The organism is Achromobacter sp. 01N37 (assembly GCF_056399725.1).
Genome location: NZ_JBFTRX010000008.1, coordinates 134,832 through 150,846, shown reverse-complemented (window position 1 = coordinate 150,846; position 16,015 = coordinate 134,832). Strand labels below are relative to the sequence as shown.

At 63.3% G+C, this 16,015-nt stretch carries 14 protein-coding genes; 4 read left to right on the top strand and 10 right to left on the bottom strand.

Going from position 1 to position 16,015, the window contains the following annotated elements:
* Window positions 1–8: 8 nt before the first annotated feature.
* The 4 genes from AC1DSJ_RS18570 to AC1DSJ_RS18555 all read right to left on the bottom strand — a co-directional run bounded on the left by AC1DSJ_RS18570 (window position 9) and on the right by AC1DSJ_RS18555 (window position 5,923).
* Window positions 9–1,220 (bottom strand): aminotransferase class I/II-fold pyridoxal phosphate-dependent enzyme, encoded by a 1,212-nt coding sequence (locus AC1DSJ_RS18570; protein ID WP_441371016.1) that lies wholly within the window; start codon window positions 1,218–1,220, stop codon window positions 9–11.
* Window positions 1,217–2,899: a hydantoinase B/oxoprolinase family protein gene (locus tag AC1DSJ_RS18565; RefSeq protein WP_476760363.1), complete on the bottom strand. Its 1,683-nt coding sequence runs from the start codon at window positions 2,897–2,899 to the stop codon at window positions 1,217–1,219. Before AC1DSJ_RS18565 ends, AC1DSJ_RS18570 begins: the two co-directional genes overlap by 4 nt.
* Window positions 2,900–2,909: 10 nt before the next feature.
* Window positions 2,910–5,009, bottom strand: a complete 2,100-nt coding sequence (locus AC1DSJ_RS18560) for a hydantoinase/oxoprolinase family protein (RefSeq protein ID WP_346549984.1) — start codon at window positions 5,007–5,009, stop codon at window positions 2,910–2,912.
* A gap of 194 nt (window positions 5,010–5,203) precedes the next feature.
* Window positions 5,204–5,923, bottom strand: coding sequence for a FadR/GntR family transcriptional regulator (locus AC1DSJ_RS18555; RefSeq protein WP_054421862.1), 720 nt, complete (start codon window positions 5,921–5,923; stop codon window positions 5,204–5,206).
* Between the two features lie 340 nt (window positions 5,924–6,263).
* Here AC1DSJ_RS18555 and AC1DSJ_RS18550 point away from each other — a divergent pair, with 340 nt between their 5' ends.
* The 3 genes from AC1DSJ_RS18550 (at window position 6,264) to AC1DSJ_RS18540 (ending at window position 9,216) form a co-directional block, all read left to right on the top strand.
* Entirely contained in the window at window positions 6,264–7,274 is a 1,011-nt protein-coding gene (locus AC1DSJ_RS18550; RefSeq protein WP_427219077.1) for a TRAP transporter substrate-binding protein, read from the top strand.
* 57 nt (window positions 7,275–7,331) lie between these two features.
* Window positions 7,332–7,841, top strand: a complete 510-nt coding sequence (locus tag AC1DSJ_RS18545; RefSeq protein WP_206543665.1) for a TRAP transporter small permease — start codon at window positions 7,332–7,334, stop codon at window positions 7,839–7,841.
* Window positions 7,842–7,902: 61 nt separating this feature from the next.
* The gene (locus AC1DSJ_RS18540) at window positions 7,903–9,216 is read left to right on the top strand and encodes a TRAP transporter large permease (protein WP_441371018.1); all 1,314 of its coding nucleotides are present in this window, start codon (window positions 7,903–7,905) and stop codon (window positions 9,214–9,216) included.
* Window positions 9,217–9,315: 99 nt separating this feature from the next.
* On the opposite strand, the gene AC1DSJ_RS18535 is transcribed toward AC1DSJ_RS18540, so the two are convergent.
* The 5 genes from AC1DSJ_RS18535 to AC1DSJ_RS18515 form a co-directional block, all read right to left on the bottom strand.
* The gene (locus AC1DSJ_RS18535) at window positions 9,316–11,610 is read right to left on the bottom strand and encodes a RelA/SpoT family protein (RefSeq protein WP_054421865.1); all 2,295 of its coding nucleotides are present in this window, start codon (window positions 11,608–11,610) and stop codon (window positions 9,316–9,318) included.
* Window positions 11,611–11,632: 22 nt separating this feature from the next.
* The gene (rpoZ, locus tag AC1DSJ_RS18530; RefSeq protein WP_006219679.1) at window positions 11,633–11,836 is read right to left on the bottom strand and encodes a DNA-directed RNA polymerase subunit omega; all 204 of its coding nucleotides are present in this window, start codon (window positions 11,834–11,836) and stop codon (window positions 11,633–11,635) included.
* Between the two features lie 44 nt (window positions 11,837–11,880).
* A complete protein-coding gene (gmk, locus tag AC1DSJ_RS18525; protein ID WP_082386951.1) occupies window positions 11,881–12,513 on the bottom strand; it encodes a guanylate kinase in 633 nt (210 codons plus the stop codon).
* Window positions 12,514–12,629: 116 nt separating this feature from the next.
* Entirely contained in the window at window positions 12,630–13,559 is a 930-nt protein-coding gene (locus AC1DSJ_RS18520) for a c-type cytochrome (RefSeq protein WP_441371019.1), read from the bottom strand.
* A complete protein-coding gene (locus AC1DSJ_RS18515; protein ID WP_054421871.1) occupies window positions 13,556–14,257 on the bottom strand; it encodes a c-type cytochrome in 702 nt (233 codons plus the stop codon). The genes AC1DSJ_RS18520 and AC1DSJ_RS18515 overlap by 4 nt, the downstream gene beginning before the upstream one ends.
* A 229-nt stretch (window positions 14,258–14,486) precedes the next feature.
* On the opposite strand from AC1DSJ_RS18515, the gene AC1DSJ_RS18510 reads away from it, so the two are divergent.
* Window positions 14,487–15,257, top strand: coding sequence for an SDR family oxidoreductase (locus AC1DSJ_RS18510; RefSeq protein WP_054421873.1), 771 nt, complete (start codon window positions 14,487–14,489; stop codon window positions 15,255–15,257).
* 110 nt (window positions 15,258–15,367) lie between these two features.
* Here AC1DSJ_RS18510 and AC1DSJ_RS18505 read toward each other — a convergent pair whose 3' ends face one another.
* Window positions 15,368–15,967: a C40 family peptidase gene (locus AC1DSJ_RS18505; protein WP_054421875.1), complete on the bottom strand. Its 600-nt coding sequence runs from the start codon at window positions 15,965–15,967 to the stop codon at window positions 15,368–15,370.
* Window positions 15,968–16,015: the final 48 nt, after the last annotated feature.

Genomic DNA, 16,015 nt, shown 5'->3' with positions numbered 1-16,015 from the left:
GATACGCGTCAGGCAGGCTGCAACGCCTTCACCGCCGTTTCAATGGCCGCCAACGCTTCGGATAAGGCTTCACGGCTGGCGGCGAACGACAGGCGGAAGTAGGGCGACATGCCAAACGCCGCGCCCGGCACCACCGCCACGCCACCGCTTTCCAGCAGATACGTCGCCACGTCCACATCCGTGTGCAGCACCTTGCCGTCCGGCGTCTTTTTGCCGATCAGGGCCGAACATTCGGGATACGCATAGAACGCGCCCAGCGGCGCCTGCGCCAGCGTCAGCCCATTGATACGGCGCAGCCCCGCAACGGTCAGTTCGCCGCGCGCCTGATATTCGGCACGGCTGGTGGTGACGAAGTCCTGCGGGCCGTCCAGCGCCTGGATGGCCGCGGCTTGCGACACGCCGCTGGCGCTGGTGGTGCTTTGCGACTCCAGCTTGTTCAACGCCGCGATTAGCCCGCGCGGGCCGGCCGCATAGCCTAAACGCCAGCCGGTCATCGCGTAGGCTTTGGACACCCCGTTGATGATCAGCAGCCGCTCGCGCAATTGCGGACATGCTTTTCCGAACGACACGAAGGGCGCATCGCTTAACAGCACGTGCTCATAGATCTCGTCAGAGATGATCAGCACGTTCGGGTGCGCATCAAGCACGCGGCCCAGCGCTTGCAGCTCGGCTTCGCTATATAACGCACCCGTCGGGTTGCACGGGGAGTTCAGAATGAACCAGCGCGTGCGCGGCGTGATGGCCGCTTCCAATTGGGCGGGCGTCAGCTTGAAGCCTTGCGAAGGCGGGCAGGGCAGCACGACGGGCACACCGCCGTGCAGGCTGACCATGTCGCTGTACGACACCCAGTACGGCGCGGGAATCACGACTTCGTCGCCGGCTTCCAGGGTGGCGAGCCAGGCGTTGAACAGCAGTTGCTTGGCGCCATTGGCCACCGTGATTTCATCCGCCGCATAGTCCAGCCCGTTTTCCCGCTTGAACTTGCGGACGATGGCGGCGCGCAGCTCCGGGCTGCCGGCAGGCACGGTATAGCGCGTCCAGCCCTGGCGCATGGCCTCGGTGGCGGCGTGCTGAATGTGGTCTGGCGTGTTGAAGTCGGGTTCGCCGACGCTTAAGTCGATGATCTTGCGGCCTTCCGCGCGTAGCGCGCGGGCCCGCGTTGACACCGCCATGCTGGGCGAGGTCGGCAGATCCCGGGTTCGTTGATTCTCATACTTCATTGGGTTGCCTCGGTGTTGAGCTGTTCGGGCGTCAAGCCGTAGTGCTTGAGCAGGCCCGCTTCGTCGATGTAGCCATTGGCCAGGTCATGGCGCAACGCATCTCGGTCCCGCTTGGCGGGCGCGCCGAAGCCGCCTCCGCCAGGAAGTTCCAGCACCAGGCGCTCGCCGAGCGGCACATGCTGCGTGCCTTTACCGCGCAACACCGTGCCGTCGCTCAGCGACACCTTGCCCGGTTCGCCTGACAAGCCGCCGGCGCGGCCGCGTGCGGGGTTGCCGATGCGGTCGAACATGGCGTTGAAGCGGAAGACGTAGCCGTCGCGCGGGCCCAGTTCCATCACCTGGCCCAAGCCGCCGCGGTATTGGCCGGCGCCGCTGGAGTGTTCACGCAGTTCCTTGCGCCAGACGACAATCGGGCCGGTCTGTTCGGTGGCTTCGGCCGACATGGCGTGTACGCCGCTGGGAAACGCGGTGGACGACAGGCCGTCCAGCGTCGGGCGTGCCCCCGTGCCGCCGCTGTTGAACATCAGAATTTCGGCAGGCGGCAAACCGGAATCGGCTTGTGCGGGGCGCGCGCTGACGTGCAGGTTCCACAGCGCGCCCGAGCCCTCGGCGGGTATGCGATCCGGCAGGAAGTGGTGCAGGGCGCCCAGTACCAGATCGGGCACAAAGTGGCCCAGCACGTGGCGCACGGCGACCGGGCTGGGGCGCTGCGCATTCAAGATGCAGCCTTCGGGGGCGGCCACCGAGAACGGCGCGAGCGATGCGGTGTTGTTGGGCACCTCGGGGGCAATCACGCATTTCAAGCCGTAGCACGCGTAGGCCTTGGCGTAGGCCAGCGGCACGTTGATGCCATACGTGCTGGCGGGCGACGTGCCGGCAAAATCAGCCAGCAGGCCGTCGCTGCCTACCTCCAGTTCCACCTTCAACGTCACCGGCTGGTCGTAGCCGTCCAAGGTCATTTCGTTTTTGTACTTGCCGCGCGGCAGCGCCGCGATGCGTTCCAGTGTGGCGGCCAGACTGCGTTCCAGGATGAAGCCGCCGATGCCTTCCAGATCGCTCAGCTCGAACTCGTCCATCATCTCCATCAGGCGGCGATGGCCGGTGTCGTTGCACGCGGCCAGGGCGTACAGGTCGCCCACCACCTTGTCGGATTCGCGCACGTTGTTGCGCAGAATGTTGACCAGATCGCGATTGATGTCGCCACGCACGGCGAACTTCATGATCGGCACGCAAATGCCTTCCTCGTAGACTTCGCGCGCATCCGGGCCGAAGCCGCGTCCGCCCACGTCGACCACGTGCGCCGTGGCGGCGAAGTAGCCAATCAGCTGTCCATCACGAAACGACGGCGTGACGACGGTGAAGTCGTGCAGGTGGCCCGTGCCTTTCCAGGGGTCGTTGGTCAGGTAGACGTCGCCTTCGAAGATGTTCTCCGGGCCGATGTCGGCAATGAAGGTGGGCACGGCGTCGGCCATCGTGTTGACGTGGCCCGGCGTGCCAGTGACGGCCTGGGCCAGCATGYGCCCCTGTTGGTCGAAAATGCCCGCGGACAAGTCGCCCGCTTCGCGCACGCTGGTGCTGAATGCGGTGCGGATCAGCGCCAGGGCTTGTTCTTCCACGACCGAGATCAGGCGGTTCCACATGACTTGCATGTGGATGTTCTTCAGGTTGTCGGTGCTCATGGCCGGCTCCTTAAGCGGTGGCGGCGGCGCGCTTGCTCGACACGAGCAGGCAGCCGTCGGCTTGGACGATGGCTTCGAAAGACGACGTGATCAGCGTGGACGTTTCACGTTCCACCACAATCGCCGGCCCCGCGATACGCGCGCCGGCCGCCAGGCCTTCGCGCTCGACGATGGCCGCATCGACCATTTCGCGCAGCTTCGCGTCAAAGATGCGGCGCTGCCCCACGGCGGGCGCGTCGGCATTGGCCTTGACCAGCGTCAGGCGCTGCACGGGCGGCAGCGGCGAGCTGGCTTTGACGGCCCAGCTGATGGCTTCGATGTCCAGCCCGTCAATTGGGCGCCCGAAGTAGCGGGTATACGCGGCTTCGAAGTCGTCACGCAGTTGTGCCACGTCTTGCTCCGAGAACTGCGTCGTGCGCAGCATCACGGGAATTTCCCAGCCCTGGCCCACATAGCGCATATAGACCTTGGCTTCGACAACCGGCGTCTCGCGTGAATCGCCTTGCAGCGCGAAGGTCATCGCTTCGTCCTGCAATTGCGCCAGCAGGTGGTTGACGGCGGCGCAATCAAAGCGGGTCAGCCGGAAGTTGGCGCTGCGCACGCTTTCATAGCCAAACGGCGAACGCAAAAAGCCAATGGCGGAGCCCACGCCCGCGCCGGGCGGCACCAGGAAGCGGTCGATGCCGGTTTTCTCGCACAAGCGCGCTGCGTGCAGCGGGCCTGCGCCGCCAAAGGTGATCATTGTGTACTTGGAAATTTCGCGGCCGCTTTCCACGGTGTGCACGCGCGCCGCGTTGCTCATGTTCTCGTCGACGACTTCGGCAATGCCGTAGGCGCCGTCTTGCGCCGAGAGTTCAAGCGGCTGCGCGACTTCATTCAGCACCGCAGTCTGGGCGAATTCGGTGGATAGCGAGATCGACCCGCCCGCGAAATTGTCGGGGTCCAGGCGGCCGAGCAGCAAGTCAGCATCGGTGACGGTGGGCAGTTTGCCCCCGCGGCGGTAGCAGGCAGGGCCCGGTTCGGACCCTGCGCTATGCGGGCCGACGCGAATTTGCCGCATGACGTCCAGCCCGGCAATGGACCCGCCGCCCGCGCCAATCTCCACCATTTCCACGACCGGAATGGAAATCGGCATGCCGCTGCCTTTCTTGAAGCGGTAGGTGCGCGCAACTTCGAACGTATTGGCGGTCTTGGGCGTTTGCTCGTCGATCAGGCAGATCTTGGCGGTGGTGCCGCCCATGTCGAAGGACAACACGGCATCCAGCGCGTAGCGCGCGGCGATGTGCGCCGCGAAAATCGCGCCGCCGGCGGGGCCGGATTCCACCAGCCGCACGGGAAAGCGCGATGCGCTATCCACCGAAATGATGCCGCCGCCAGAGTGCATGATGAAGACGGGGCAATCGGCGCCGGCCTCATGAATCTTCTTCACCAGCCGGTCCAGGTAGGACTGCATCAGCGGGCGCACGTAAGCGTTGGCGCAGACGGTGTTGAAGCGTTCGAATTCACGCAGCTGGGGCGAGACTTCGGACGAGATCGAAATCGACACATCCGGCAGGCGGCGGCTGAGCACCTCGCGCATGCGCTGTTCGTGCGCGTCGTTCACATAGGCGTGGATGAAACCGATGGCCACGCTGTCGTAGCCGCCGGCTTCGATTTGCTCGGCCAGTGCTTGCATGTCGGCATCCGACGGGGCGATCAGCACACCGCCCGCGGCGTCGACGCGTTCGCGCAGCGTCAGGCGGTCGCGCCTGTCGATCAGCGCCGGGGGCAGCTTGATGTCCAGGTCATATTGTTCGAAGCGGCTTTCCGAGCGCATTTCCAGCACGTCGCGAAAGCCTTCGGTCGTGATGAAGGCGGTGTGCGCGCCGCGCCGTTCTATCAGGGCGTTGGTGGCCAGCGTGGTGCCGTGGATGATGATGCCGATGTCCGACAAGGCGATGCCGGCGTCTTTGGCCACGTCGCGCAGCCCCTGGACGATGGCGCGCTCGGGCGCTTCGTAGTCCGTCAGAACTTTTGTTGAATACAGCTTGCCGGCGATTTCAAGAGCCACATCGGTGAAGGTGCCCCCGATATCGACCCCCACGCGTGCTTTCTGTTGCGGTGTTGACACTGCTTTCTCCTGGGAAAACAAGGAAATACGGCCATGGCGCCGGGTGCGAGATTCCCGGGCTGGATGGCAAGAGCAGACACTAAAGCGGCGATACGTATGATGGGGGTTGTCATACAGGTGGTCAATCAGGGATTTTCCGGCAGCCGAAAAAAAACAGCCTTGCGGCCGTTTTCAGGGGTGTCGGGTGCGGGGCTTCAGCGCTTGGCCGCCAACTGCTTGCGATAGCGCGCCACGCTTTCCCCAAGGTGCCGCGCCATGGCGGCCCGCGCAGCGCCCGGGTCGCCACGCATGATGGCGGCCATGATCACGCCGTGCTCGCGCGCGGTGCGTTTTTCGTAGTCGCGCAGCTCTTGTTCGGACTTGCCGCCGTGCTTGATCTTCAGATCCAGCATGACGTCTTTGACTGCGGATTCAAGCAGATGCGCGAAGTGGGGGTTGTTCGATGCGCGCGCAATCGCCAGATGGAAATTGAAGTCTGCCTGCACGGCGGCGGCGCGGTCGCTTTCGGCGGCATTGAACTCGTCGAAGGCCTGGACGATATCGGCCATATTGGCCGGCGTGCGGCGTTCTGCGGCCAGCCCAGCGGCTTCCACTTCAAGGCCGACCCGCACTTCCATGATGTGCAGCGCCCAGCGGCTGTCCGCCGGAGGCTGGATGTCGAAGCTGATGGGCGGGTCATGATCTTCCGTGACGAACACCCCCAGCCCGGGGCTGCTGACCACCCGGCCGCCCAAACGCAGCGACGCCATGGCTTCGCGGATAACGGTGCGGCTGACCTTGAATTCCTTGCACAGCGCCTGCTCGGAAGGCAGCCGTTGCCCGGGCCGGTAAACCTGCGTATCCAGCCGTTCGGATAGCGTCTGGATCACGACGTCAGTCAAGCGTGTGCGGGGCTTCTTGGGCGTGTTGTTCAAATCGCGGATTCCGTGTTGGATCGAGGGGCGAACCTTCCGTCTGGGTAAGGCGGATGTCTCGCATTGTAGGTGGCCCAAGGTTGTCATATGGGTGCGTGTAATCCCTATGCCTGGGCATGCCGTTCATGGTGGTGCGCCAATGCGCCATTATGCTGCCAATGTGCACTATATATGGGCTAAATACAGGTCATAAGTGCCTAAAACCGCACCATCTTGGAGGCCATAATTTTGAGTTGTATGACGGCACCTGTATGAATACAATGAATTGCGAGTCGCGTTCAGCGCGCTAAACGGCAGCTTGGAAACAGTATCTTCGTCAGACCACTACAAGGGGATTTCCATGCAGTTCTTACGCAAGCTCTTGGTGACGGCGGCCTGCGCCTGCCCGATGGTTGCGGCCTCTGCCGCCACGACCTGGACCATGGCTTCCGGTTATCCGGAAAGCAGTTTCTTCACGCAAAACATTCGTCAGTTCATCAAGGAAGTCGAAACCGAAAGCCAAGGCCGGCTGAAGGTGGACTTGCGCTCCAACGACACGCTGGTCAAGCACGACGCCATCAAGCGCGCCGTGCAAGCCGGGCAGATCCAGGCCGGTGAAATCCGCTTGGGCGTCTATGGCAACGAAAATCCGATGTACATCCTGGATGGCTTGCCGAACATTTCCGCGAACTACGAAGAAGCCGCGTTGCTGACCGACGCGCAGAAACCGTACTTCGACAAGCTGCTGGGCAAGAACGGCTTGCGCGCCATCACCTATGTGGCGTGGCCAGGGCAGGGCTTCTTCACCAAGACGCCGGTTTCCGCACCTGCCGATTTCAAGGGCAAGAAGCTGCGCATCTATTCGCAGCCGACGCAGAAGATGGGCCAGATGCTGGGCTTCCAGGCGACCATTTTGCCCTTTGCCGAAGTGGCGCAAGCGTTTGCTACCGGCTTGATCGACTCGCTGTTCACCAGCGCGCAAACCGGTATCGACACCCAGGTGTGGGACAACTGCAAGTACTTCATGTACACGGGCACGCTGCACAACAAGAACGTCGTCATCATCAACGAACGGGCGTTCCGTGCGTTGGAGCCGGATGTGCAGAAGATCGTTCTGGCGGCCGGCGAACGCGCCACCAAGCGCGGCTTTGAAATGAGCCGCAAGGCGGGCGAAGACACCGTCGAGACGTTGCGCAAGAACGGCATCACCGTGACCCAGGCCGGCCCGGAAGTGCAGAAGGCCTTGGCCGAAGTGGGCAAGACCATGGTGGAAGACTGGCGCAAGAGCGCCAGCCCCGACGAGCAGAAGGTGTTGGACAACTACCTGGCGGCCAAGGCCGCCCAGGCGCCAGCCAAGACGGCCGCCAACTAGCGGCTGGCGGGGCCGCGCGCCCCGCCTTTTCTGCATCTTCGGGAGCGGTACAAGATCATGTTGAGAAAATTTCTTGACGGCCTCTACACGCTTAGCGGCGTGCTGGCCGCGGCATTTCTGGCGGGCATCGCCATCAGCATCATCGCGCAGATCATCGGCCGCGCGCTGGGCTATACGGTGGACTCCACCGAAATCTCGGGGCTGTTCATGGCGGCCTCCACCTTCCTGGGCCTGGCCTACACCTTTCGCGACGGCGGTCATATTCGCGTTGGCCTGATCGTCAGCCGCCTGACCGGCGGAACGCGCAAAGTGGTTGAACTCTGGTGCTGCCTATCCACCGCGCTGTTGATGGGCTACATCGCGTGGCAGGCCGTGCTGTTCGCGTGGCAGTCATTCGAGTTCGATGACATCAGCCCCGGGCTGCTTGCCATTCCGTTCTGGATTCCGCAATCGGCATTGGCGGCGGGGCTTGTGATCCTGACGATTGCACTGCTTGACGCGGCCCTTGCCGTCGCACGCGGCGAAGAGCCGGGCTACGACAAGAACAGCGAGGCGGCGTTGGAATAACGCGCCGGGCGACATGGCTGGTTGCGTTGCGCCGGCCTTCACTTCCTATGCAGGAACAAGCATGGATCAATATTCGACTCTGATCGCATCCGGGGCGTTGCTGGTGGTATTGCTGGTGCTGTTGGCCAGCGGCGTCTGGGTGGCGATTTCGTTGTTGGCGATGGGCGTGGTGGGCTTGGCGGTGTTCACCGACGCGCCCGTGGGATCGCTGATCGTTTCTTCAATGTGGGACGCGAGCTGGGGCTGGCCGATGACGGCCTTGCCGCTGTTCATCTGGATGGGCGAAATTCTGTTTCGCACGCGGCTGTCTGAAGACATGTTCAAAGGCTTGGGGCCGTGGGTCAGCTGGCTGCCCGGGCGCTTGCTGCACGTGAACATTCTGGGCTGCGGCATCATGGCGGCGGTGGCGGGGTCGTCCGCCGTAACGTGTGCAACGGTTGCGCGCATGAGCTTGCCCGAGCTGAAGAAGCGCGGGTATGACGAAGGCATGATGATCGGCACGTTGGCGGGTTCCGGCACGCTGGGGCTGATGATTCCGCCGTCGATCATCATGATCGTCTACGGCGTCACGGCCCAGCAATCGGTGGCGCGCTTGTTCATGGCGGGCATTCTGCCGGGGCTGCTGCTGATCGCGTTGTTCATGGGCTACGTCATCGTGTGGTCGCTGCTGAATCCGTCCAAGGTGCCGCCGCGTGATCCGGCGCTGAGCTTCGGCGCCAAGCTGTGGAACTCGCGCCGGCTGATCCCGGTTGGCCTGCTGATTATTGCCGTGATCGGCGTTATCTACGGCGGCTTGGCCACGCCGACGGAAGCGGCGACGGTGGGCGTCGTCGGCGCGATGGTGCTGGCCAAGCTGGGCGGCACGTTGTCGCTGAAAAGCCTGGGCGAAAGCCTGATGTCGGCGATGAAGATCTCTTGCATGATCTCTTTCATCGTGGCGTGTGCGGCAGTGTTGTCGATCTCGGTGGGCTTCTTGAACATTCCGCAGGTGCTGGCGGCCAAGGTCGAAAGCATGGCGCTGTCGCCCTATATGTTGCTGGCGGTGCTGACGGCGTTCTTCCTGGTGCTCGGCTGCTTTCTGGAAGGCATTTCGATTCTGGTGCTGAGCAGCGCGGTGATTCTGCCGATGGTGCAGGCTGCGGGTATCGACCTGATCTGGTTCGGGATCTATATCGTCATCATCATCGAGATTGCGCAGATCACGCCGCCGCTGGGGTTCAACCTGTTTGTGCTGCAATCCATGACGGGCAGGGATATTTGGCAGGTCACCAAGGCGTCGATTCCCTTTTGCCTGCTGCTGGTGATCGCGATCGGGCTTATCACGGTCTTCCCGGGCATCGTGACGTATTTGCCCAATTTGATGTCGCAGCGTTAACGCTGTTTGCCACCTCATAACGCTGTTTGCCACGTCATAAAAAAAGCGCCCCGCGAGTTTCCTCGCGGAGCGCTTTTTTTGGTGCCGGTCAGAGCAAGATCAGCCTTTGACGCGGACGATCTTCTGCACTTGCGGCACGTGCCGGATGGCGCGGATGACTTGCGCCAGATGCTTGCGGCTGTCGACCTGAATGGTCAGGTGCAAGGACACGGTGGACACGGCATCGTCGTGCATCGTGACGTGCATGATGTTGGCATCCGCCGCAGTGACTTCCGCCGCCAGACGCCCCAGCACGCCACGTTCGTTGCGCGTGATGATGTCCAGGCGCGTGGCCAGGTGTTTGGCGGTGTGCGCGTCCCAACCCACGTTGATCCAGCGTTCCGGCTCGCGCAGGCGCTGGCGCAGGGCGACGGGGCAGTCGGCGGTGTGTACCACCAGACCATGCCCCATGCGCATGCCGGCAACGATAGGGTCGCCGGGCAGGGGGCCGCAGCAAGGCGCCAACTGCACAGCCTGGCCTTCATTGCCCTGGATCAGAATGGGTGCGCTGCGCGCCGACGTTAGCTCGTCCACCGCGGCAGCGGTGGTGGCGACAAGCTGATGCTCGGGCGCGAAACGCCGTGCGACCACGGCCGCCAAACGCTTGCCCAAGCCGATATCAGCCAGGATTTCCTCGCGTGAGCTGGCGCCGGTGCTGCGCGCAAGCTTTTGCCAAGCGGGGTCGTCGGTGGCCGGCATCGGCATGTGCAGTTCCTGCAATGCCTGGCTAAGCAAGCGTTCGCCAAACGCCACCGATTCTTCGTACTTGACGGTACGCAGGTAGTGGCGAATTTCGGAACGCGCGCGGCCGGTGCGCACATAGTTGAGCCATTGCGCGTTCGGACGCGACGCCGGCGACGTGACGATTTCAACGGTGTCGCCGCTATTGAGTTCGGTGCGCAGCGGCACGAACTCGCCATTGATCTTTGCCGCCACCGCCTGGTTGCCGATGTCGGTGTGAATCGCATAGGCGAAGTCCACCGGCGTGGCGCCACGAGGCAGCGAAATGATCTTGCCGCGCGGCGTGAACACGTAGACCGCGTCCGGGAACAGGTCGACTTTGACGTGCTCGAGGAATTCGCCGGAATCGCCCGTCTGGCTTTGAATGTCCAGCAGCGATTGCAGCCATTGGTGCGTGCGCTTTTGCAGGTCGTTCAACGTCAGGTCGGCGCCCTTGTACAGCCAGTGCGACGCCACGCCTTCTTCGGCCACATGATGCATGTCGCGCGTGCGGAACTGGAATTCCACCGGCGTGCCGTAGGGGCCGACGAGCGTCGTGTGCAGGGACTGATAGCCGTTCACCTTGGGGATGGCGATGTAGTCCTTGAACTTGCCCGGCACTGGACGATAGAGCTGGTGCAGCGTGCCCAGCGCTAGATAGCATTCCGGCAGCGTGTGCACGATGACGCGGAAACCGTAGATATCCAGCACGTCGGAAAACGACTTCTTCTGGTCAACCATCTTGCGATAGATGCCATAAAGCGTTTTCTCGCGGCCGGTGACTTCGGCTTCGATGCCGGCAGCGGGCAATGACGCCCGCACCGAATCGGCGATTTTGGTGATGACCTCGCGGCGGTTGCCGCGCGCGGCCAGCACGGCCTTGTACAGCACCTGATAGCGGTTCGGATGCATCGCCGCAAAACACAAGTCTTGCAGCTCGCGGAACAGCAGGTTCAGGCCCAGCCGATGCGCGATGGGCGCGTAGATGTCCAGCGTTTCGCGGGCGATGCGCCGGCGCTTTTCGGGATTGACCGCGTCCAGCGTGCGCATATTGTGCAGGCGGTCGGCCAGCTTGATGAGGATGACGCGCACGTCGCGCGCCATCGCCAACAGCATTTTGCGGAAACTCTCAGCTTGCTGCTCGGCCTTGGTGGCGAAGTCCAGGCGGTCCAATTTGGACAGCCCGTCGACCAGTTCGGCCACTTCCGGGCCGAAGCGTTCCGCCAGCTCGTGCTTGGCAATGCCCTGGTCTTCCATCACGTCATGGAGCAGGGCGGCCGACAACGCGTTGACGTCGAGCTTCCAGCCTGCGCAGATTTCAGTGACGGCGATGGGATGCGAGATGTAGGGCGAACCGCTGGCGCGGAATTGGCCCAGATGCGCCTGATCCGCGAAGCGATAGGCTTCGCGCACGCGCTCTACATCTTTCTTGTCGAGATAGCTGCCGATGATTTCGGTCAGCGGCGCCAGCGATGCAACCGGCGAAGCGGTTGCGTCCGCCGCTTCTTGCGCGGCGACGGACGGTGGCGTAGGGAGATTTTTGTCTTTCTTGCCCGTGCGGCGCCCAAGACGGGAGCCGGCACGTAGTGCGGCAAGCAGACCAGATGAAGCGTACTTCAGCCCGGGAAAAGCCATGCTTGCCGCCCCCCGGAGACTATCAGGTGGGAACTTTACGCAGCATTTCCACGCCGGTTAGGCCGCCCGCGATTTCGCGCAGAGCAGTGACCGTGGGCTTGTCTTTGCTGTCCAGGCGCGGGGCATGGCCTTGCGCCAACTCGCGGGCGCGATACGTCGCGGCCAGCGTGAGCTTGAAACGGTTAGGGATTTGATTCAGACAGTCTTCGACAGTAATGCGAGCCATTAGGACACCTGGTGCTGATGGATGATAGGGAGAATGCGTTCGGCTCAGTGTTCGGCCGGGATACCAAGTTGTGCGAACAACTCGGCATGGCGGGCGGCCTGAGACGAAAAGCGCAGCCTTGCGGAACTGACGATTTGCATCAGTTCCGACAAGGCCACGCTAAATTCTTGATTAATAATAACATATTCGCATTCAGGCGCGTGGGCGATTTCGCCGCCCGCAGCCATGAGCCGGCGCGCAATCACTTGGGGCGCATCCTGGCCCCGCGCCTTCAACCGGCTTTCGAGTTCTTCGATCGACGGGGGCAGCACAAAAATGCCAATGGCGGCGGGGAAGCGCTGCTTCACCTGACGCGCGCCTTGCCAATCGATCTCGAGCAATACGTCGCGGCCTTCGCGGGTAGCCAGGTCGATGCGGTCGCGCGGCGTGCCGTAGAAATTGCCGTGGACTTCCGCCCATTCCAGCAGGTTCTGCTCGTCGCGCATGCGCTTGAACTCGTCAACTGACACGAAACGGTATTCACGGCCGTCTTCTTCGCCCGGACGAGGCGCGCGCGTGGTGCAGGAAATGGAGAGTTCGATGGAGGGGTCTTGCTGGAGCAAGGCCTTCACCAGGCTGGATTTGCCCGCGCCGCTGGGCGCGACGACCATGAAGACGTTTCCGGGGTTGGCGTACATGAAGTTGACCGGCGTGTGATGCTAAGACCGGAAGTCTAGCAAATCGCGCGGCGCGGCAGGGGGAAAACCCGCTGTCCGGCCGCGCGATTTTTATGTGGCTGAGCGGGCGAACCCCGTTAGCCAGCGGGTTTGGCCGCGGTTTGAAGCAGCTTTCCGCCAGGCGGCGGCGCATCGCTGCCGAGCAGGTGGCCGTTGACCTCGATGCCGTACAGCGAGTCGTCCGAGTCGTGATATTTCTCTCGGGTGGCCGCCACTGAATCCTTGTAGCGCGGGTCTTGCGGGCGTTCATGCGCGTTCATGAAATAGGCCACGTCCCAGGCTTCCTGGTCGCTCAGCATGCCGGCTTGGCCCAGCGGCATATTGGCTTTGATGAAGCCGGCCGCGTTGCCAATCTGGTGCATGCCCGCGCCCCAGTTGAACGAGTCGGCGCCCCACAGCGCGGGAAAGACCCAGTGTTTGCCGTTCTTCTGGCCCTGGCCCTCGGCGCCGTGGCACACCGCGCAGTACTGCGCATAGACCTCGCTGCCGCGCACGTAGTCGGCCTTTTGCGCGGGCGCCGGCAGCTTGCGGTAACCCTGGCCTTCCAGCACGACGCCCGTTGGCGCTTTGCTGGCCAGCCAGAACATATAGCTTTGCAGCGCGGTCAATGTCGGGTCGTCAGCAGCAGGCGCCTTGCCGTTCATGCTGAACCGAAAGCACCCTTGCAACCGTTCGGCCAGCGTGTTGACGTGCTCGTTCTTGGCGCGATAGGCGGGGTACAGCACATAGGCCGCCCACATGGGCGCGGAGTCCGGCCGGCGGCCGGCGTCCAGATGGCAGCTGGCGCAGGTGAGATCGTTGCCAACGAACTTGCCGGCCTTTTGCGGCGTGTGCAGGAAGATCTGCTCGCCTTGCCGGACGATCTTGCCGAATTCAGTGTCGGGCAAGGACGCGGCGGAGGGCGGGGTGAAAGCGGGGCGGGGCTCGGCGGCAAAGGCCGGCGCGGTGCAGGCAATCACGGCTGCAATACAGGCCGTGCCTGGACGGAAGCGGGGAAGGCGGATCATGGCTTGGCTCCGTCCGTGGAAGGGGTTTGCGCGGCAAGCAGGTCGGCGGCTTTGGGCAGGCCGGCGTAGTAGGCGGAGACGGCGTCGATGTCGGCGTCGGACAGACGGGTGGCGACCGCGGGCATCAGCCCCAGTGGCCCAGGTGGCCGTTGCCCTTGCTGCCATGCGCGCAATTGGCCCGCGATATACGCCGCAGGCTGTCCGGCCAGACTGGGGAAATTTTGGCCGACGCCGATGCCGCCAGGTCCGTGGCACTGATTACAGGCTGGGACGTTTTTGTCCCAGGCGCCGCGTGTGGCCAGCCACGCGCCCGTGTCGGCGGGCTTGACGGGATGCATGGCCGTGGCGGCCAGCCGGTCAATGTTCAACGGCGAGGGCAAGCTGGCGTAGTAGCTCGCCACGGCTTGTTGCTGCGCGGGGTCCAGCGCTTTGGCGGTTGCCGCCATCACCGGGCTGACACGCGAACCGTTGGCCATGGCTTCCAGTTGTTCTGACAGGTACTTGGCGCCCAGGCCGGCCAGTTGCGGGAAGCCGGCGGCGGGGTTGCCTTCGCCCTGCGCACCATGGCAGGTGATACAGGCCGGTGCGCCGTTCGCGCCTTGCGTGCTGATCTGTTTGCCATCTGGCGCGCCTTGGGCGCTAGCTCCTGTGGCGAACAAGGCGCTGAGCACCAGCGCGGGGAGGGACCGTGGGGTCATGGCTTGCCTGCTCCGATTTGTTATTTGATTTTGGGTAATAAGCTAATGCCCACAAATTATATAAAGACTTGTGACAGATCAACGCGAAATCCGCCGCTGGATGGTGCACATCCGCGTTTCTTTTGCTTGCGAGTAGCGGGAACATTTGTGTCTTTGCTGGAAGGTTTGCTTGCAGCATCGCCGGAATGATTGCGGTAGCATCTCGCCGATTGATAACAAGGAGAATCCGATGCATTCGAACGAGATCGAGCCACCGCGCGTGGCGTTGGTAACCGGGGCCGGTACCGGAATTGGGCGTGCAGTGGCGCTGGAGTTGCTGGCGCAGGGCTATCGCGTCGTGTTGGCGGGGCGCCGTCGCGAGCCCCTGGAAGCGACCCGGACGGCAGCCGGCGAAGATGGTGTGCGCGCCTTGGTGGTACCCACCGATGTGTCCGACGAAAATGCCGTTCGCGATCTGTTCGACACGGCGCAGCGTGAATACGGGCGCCTGGATGTGCTGTTCAATAATGCCGGCCGTGGCGCACCCGCCATGCCGATCGAAGAACTGCCGGTGGCGGTGTGGCGCGAAGTCGTCGACACCAACCTGACCGGCATGTTCCTGTGCGCCCAAGCCGCCATCCGCGTGATGAAGGCGCAGACGCCGCAAGGCGGCCGCATCATCAACAACGGTTCGATTTCGGCGCACGCTCCGCGCCCGTTCTCTATTGCCTACACCGCCACCAAGCACGCGGTGACCGGGCTGACCAAGTCGATTTCACTGGATTGCCGGCCCTACAACATTGCTTGCGGGCAGATCGATATCGGTAACGCCGCGACCGATATGACCGAGCGCATGGCGGCGGGCATTCTGCAAGCGGATGGCAGCACCAAGGTTGAGCCGCGCATGGATGTGGCGCACGTCGCGCAAGCGGTTGCCGCCATGGCCCGCCTGCCGCTGGAAGCCAACGTGCAATTCATGACGATCATGGCGACGAACATGCCCTTCGTGGGCCGGGGCTGAACGCGCGAAAGCCTGCCTGGGAATGTTCCCTTGGCAGGCTTCGATGCCCCCATCGCAAGGCGCCCGGCAGGCGCCTTTTTTTTCGCCGCGACGACAGCCTGGACGACGCTTTAAGGCGTAGCTTGAGCCAGCATCTGGCCCGGCTGTTGCGTATCCAGGTAACGCCGCGCGCCGACATAGCGCTTGGTCCAATAGGGGTTCTTCATTTCGTCGACGCGCACCTTGGTGCCGCGGCGCGGCGCGTGGACGAATTTGTTCTGGCCGATGTAGATGCCAACGTGCGACGTGACACCACGGCCGCGCGTGGCGAAGAACACCAGGTCGCCAGGACGCAGCTGGTTCTTGTTCGACACGGATTGCCCTTCGCTGCGCTGCGCGCGCGCGGTGCGGGGCAGTTCCAGGCCGGCGATTTCGCGGAATACGTACAGCACCAGGCCGCTGCAATCGAAGCCTTCGGCGTCGTCGCCACCCCAACTGTACGGGGTGCCGATGGCGTCCAGGCCGGCTTGCACGACACGTTCACGCAATGTGGGAACGGTGGGCTCTTGCGCCAGGCGCAGGCCGCTTAGCGACGGGCGGGCTTGCTCTGAGGGAATGGATGCCTGGGCGGCGCCGGGTATCCAGGAGAGGGTCAGGGCCAGAATGGGCGCTGACAGAAATACGGGAATGCTGAAATTGGCAATTCGGACTTTTCGCGTGGGCGGCGTCATTACGTCACTTCAAGAATCGGAGTGGGCGGCATGGCTTTGCCTGAGGGG

Bases quoted from the DNA above. Each gene is read 5' to 3' on its own strand.
- AC1DSJ_RS18510 (WP_054421873.1), top strand. From the start codon at position 14,487: ATGCATTCGAACGAGATCGAGCCACCGCGCGTGGCGTTGGTAACCGGG.
- rpoZ (WP_006219679.1), bottom strand. From the start codon at position 11,836: ATGGCTCGCATTACTGTCGAAGACTGTCTGAATCAAATCCCTAACCGT.
- AC1DSJ_RS18515 (WP_054421871.1), bottom strand. From the start codon at position 14,257: ATGACCCCACGGTCCCTCCCCGCGCTGGTGCTCAGCGCCTTGTTCGCC.
- AC1DSJ_RS18545 (WP_206543665.1), top strand. From the start codon at position 7,332: ATGTTGAGAAAATTTCTTGACGGCCTCTACACGCTTAGCGGCGTGCTG.
- gmk (WP_082386951.1), bottom strand. From the start codon at position 12,513: ATGTACGCCAACCCCGGAAACGTCTTCATGGTCGTCGCGCCCAGCGGC.
- AC1DSJ_RS18505 (WP_054421875.1), bottom strand. From the start codon at position 15,967: ATGACGCCGCCCACGCGAAAAGTCCGAATTGCCAATTTCAGCATTCCC.
- AC1DSJ_RS18550 (WP_427219077.1), top strand. From the start codon at position 6,264: ATGCAGTTCTTACGCAAGCTCTTGGTGACGGCGGCCTGCGCCTGCCCG.
- AC1DSJ_RS18540 (WP_441371018.1), top strand. From the start codon at position 7,903: ATGGATCAATATTCGACTCTGATCGCATCCGGGGCGTTGCTGGTGGTA.
- AC1DSJ_RS18535 (WP_054421865.1), bottom strand. From the start codon at position 11,610: ATGGCTTTTCCCGGGCTGAAGTACGCTTCATCTGGTCTGCTTGCCGCA.
- AC1DSJ_RS18570 (WP_441371016.1), bottom strand. From the start codon at position 1,220: ATGAAGTATGAGAATCAACGAACCCGGGATCTGCCGACCTCGCCCAGC.
- AC1DSJ_RS18520 (WP_441371019.1), bottom strand. From the start codon at position 13,559: ATGATCCGCCTTCCCCGCTTCCGTCCAGGCACGGCCTGTATTGCAGCC.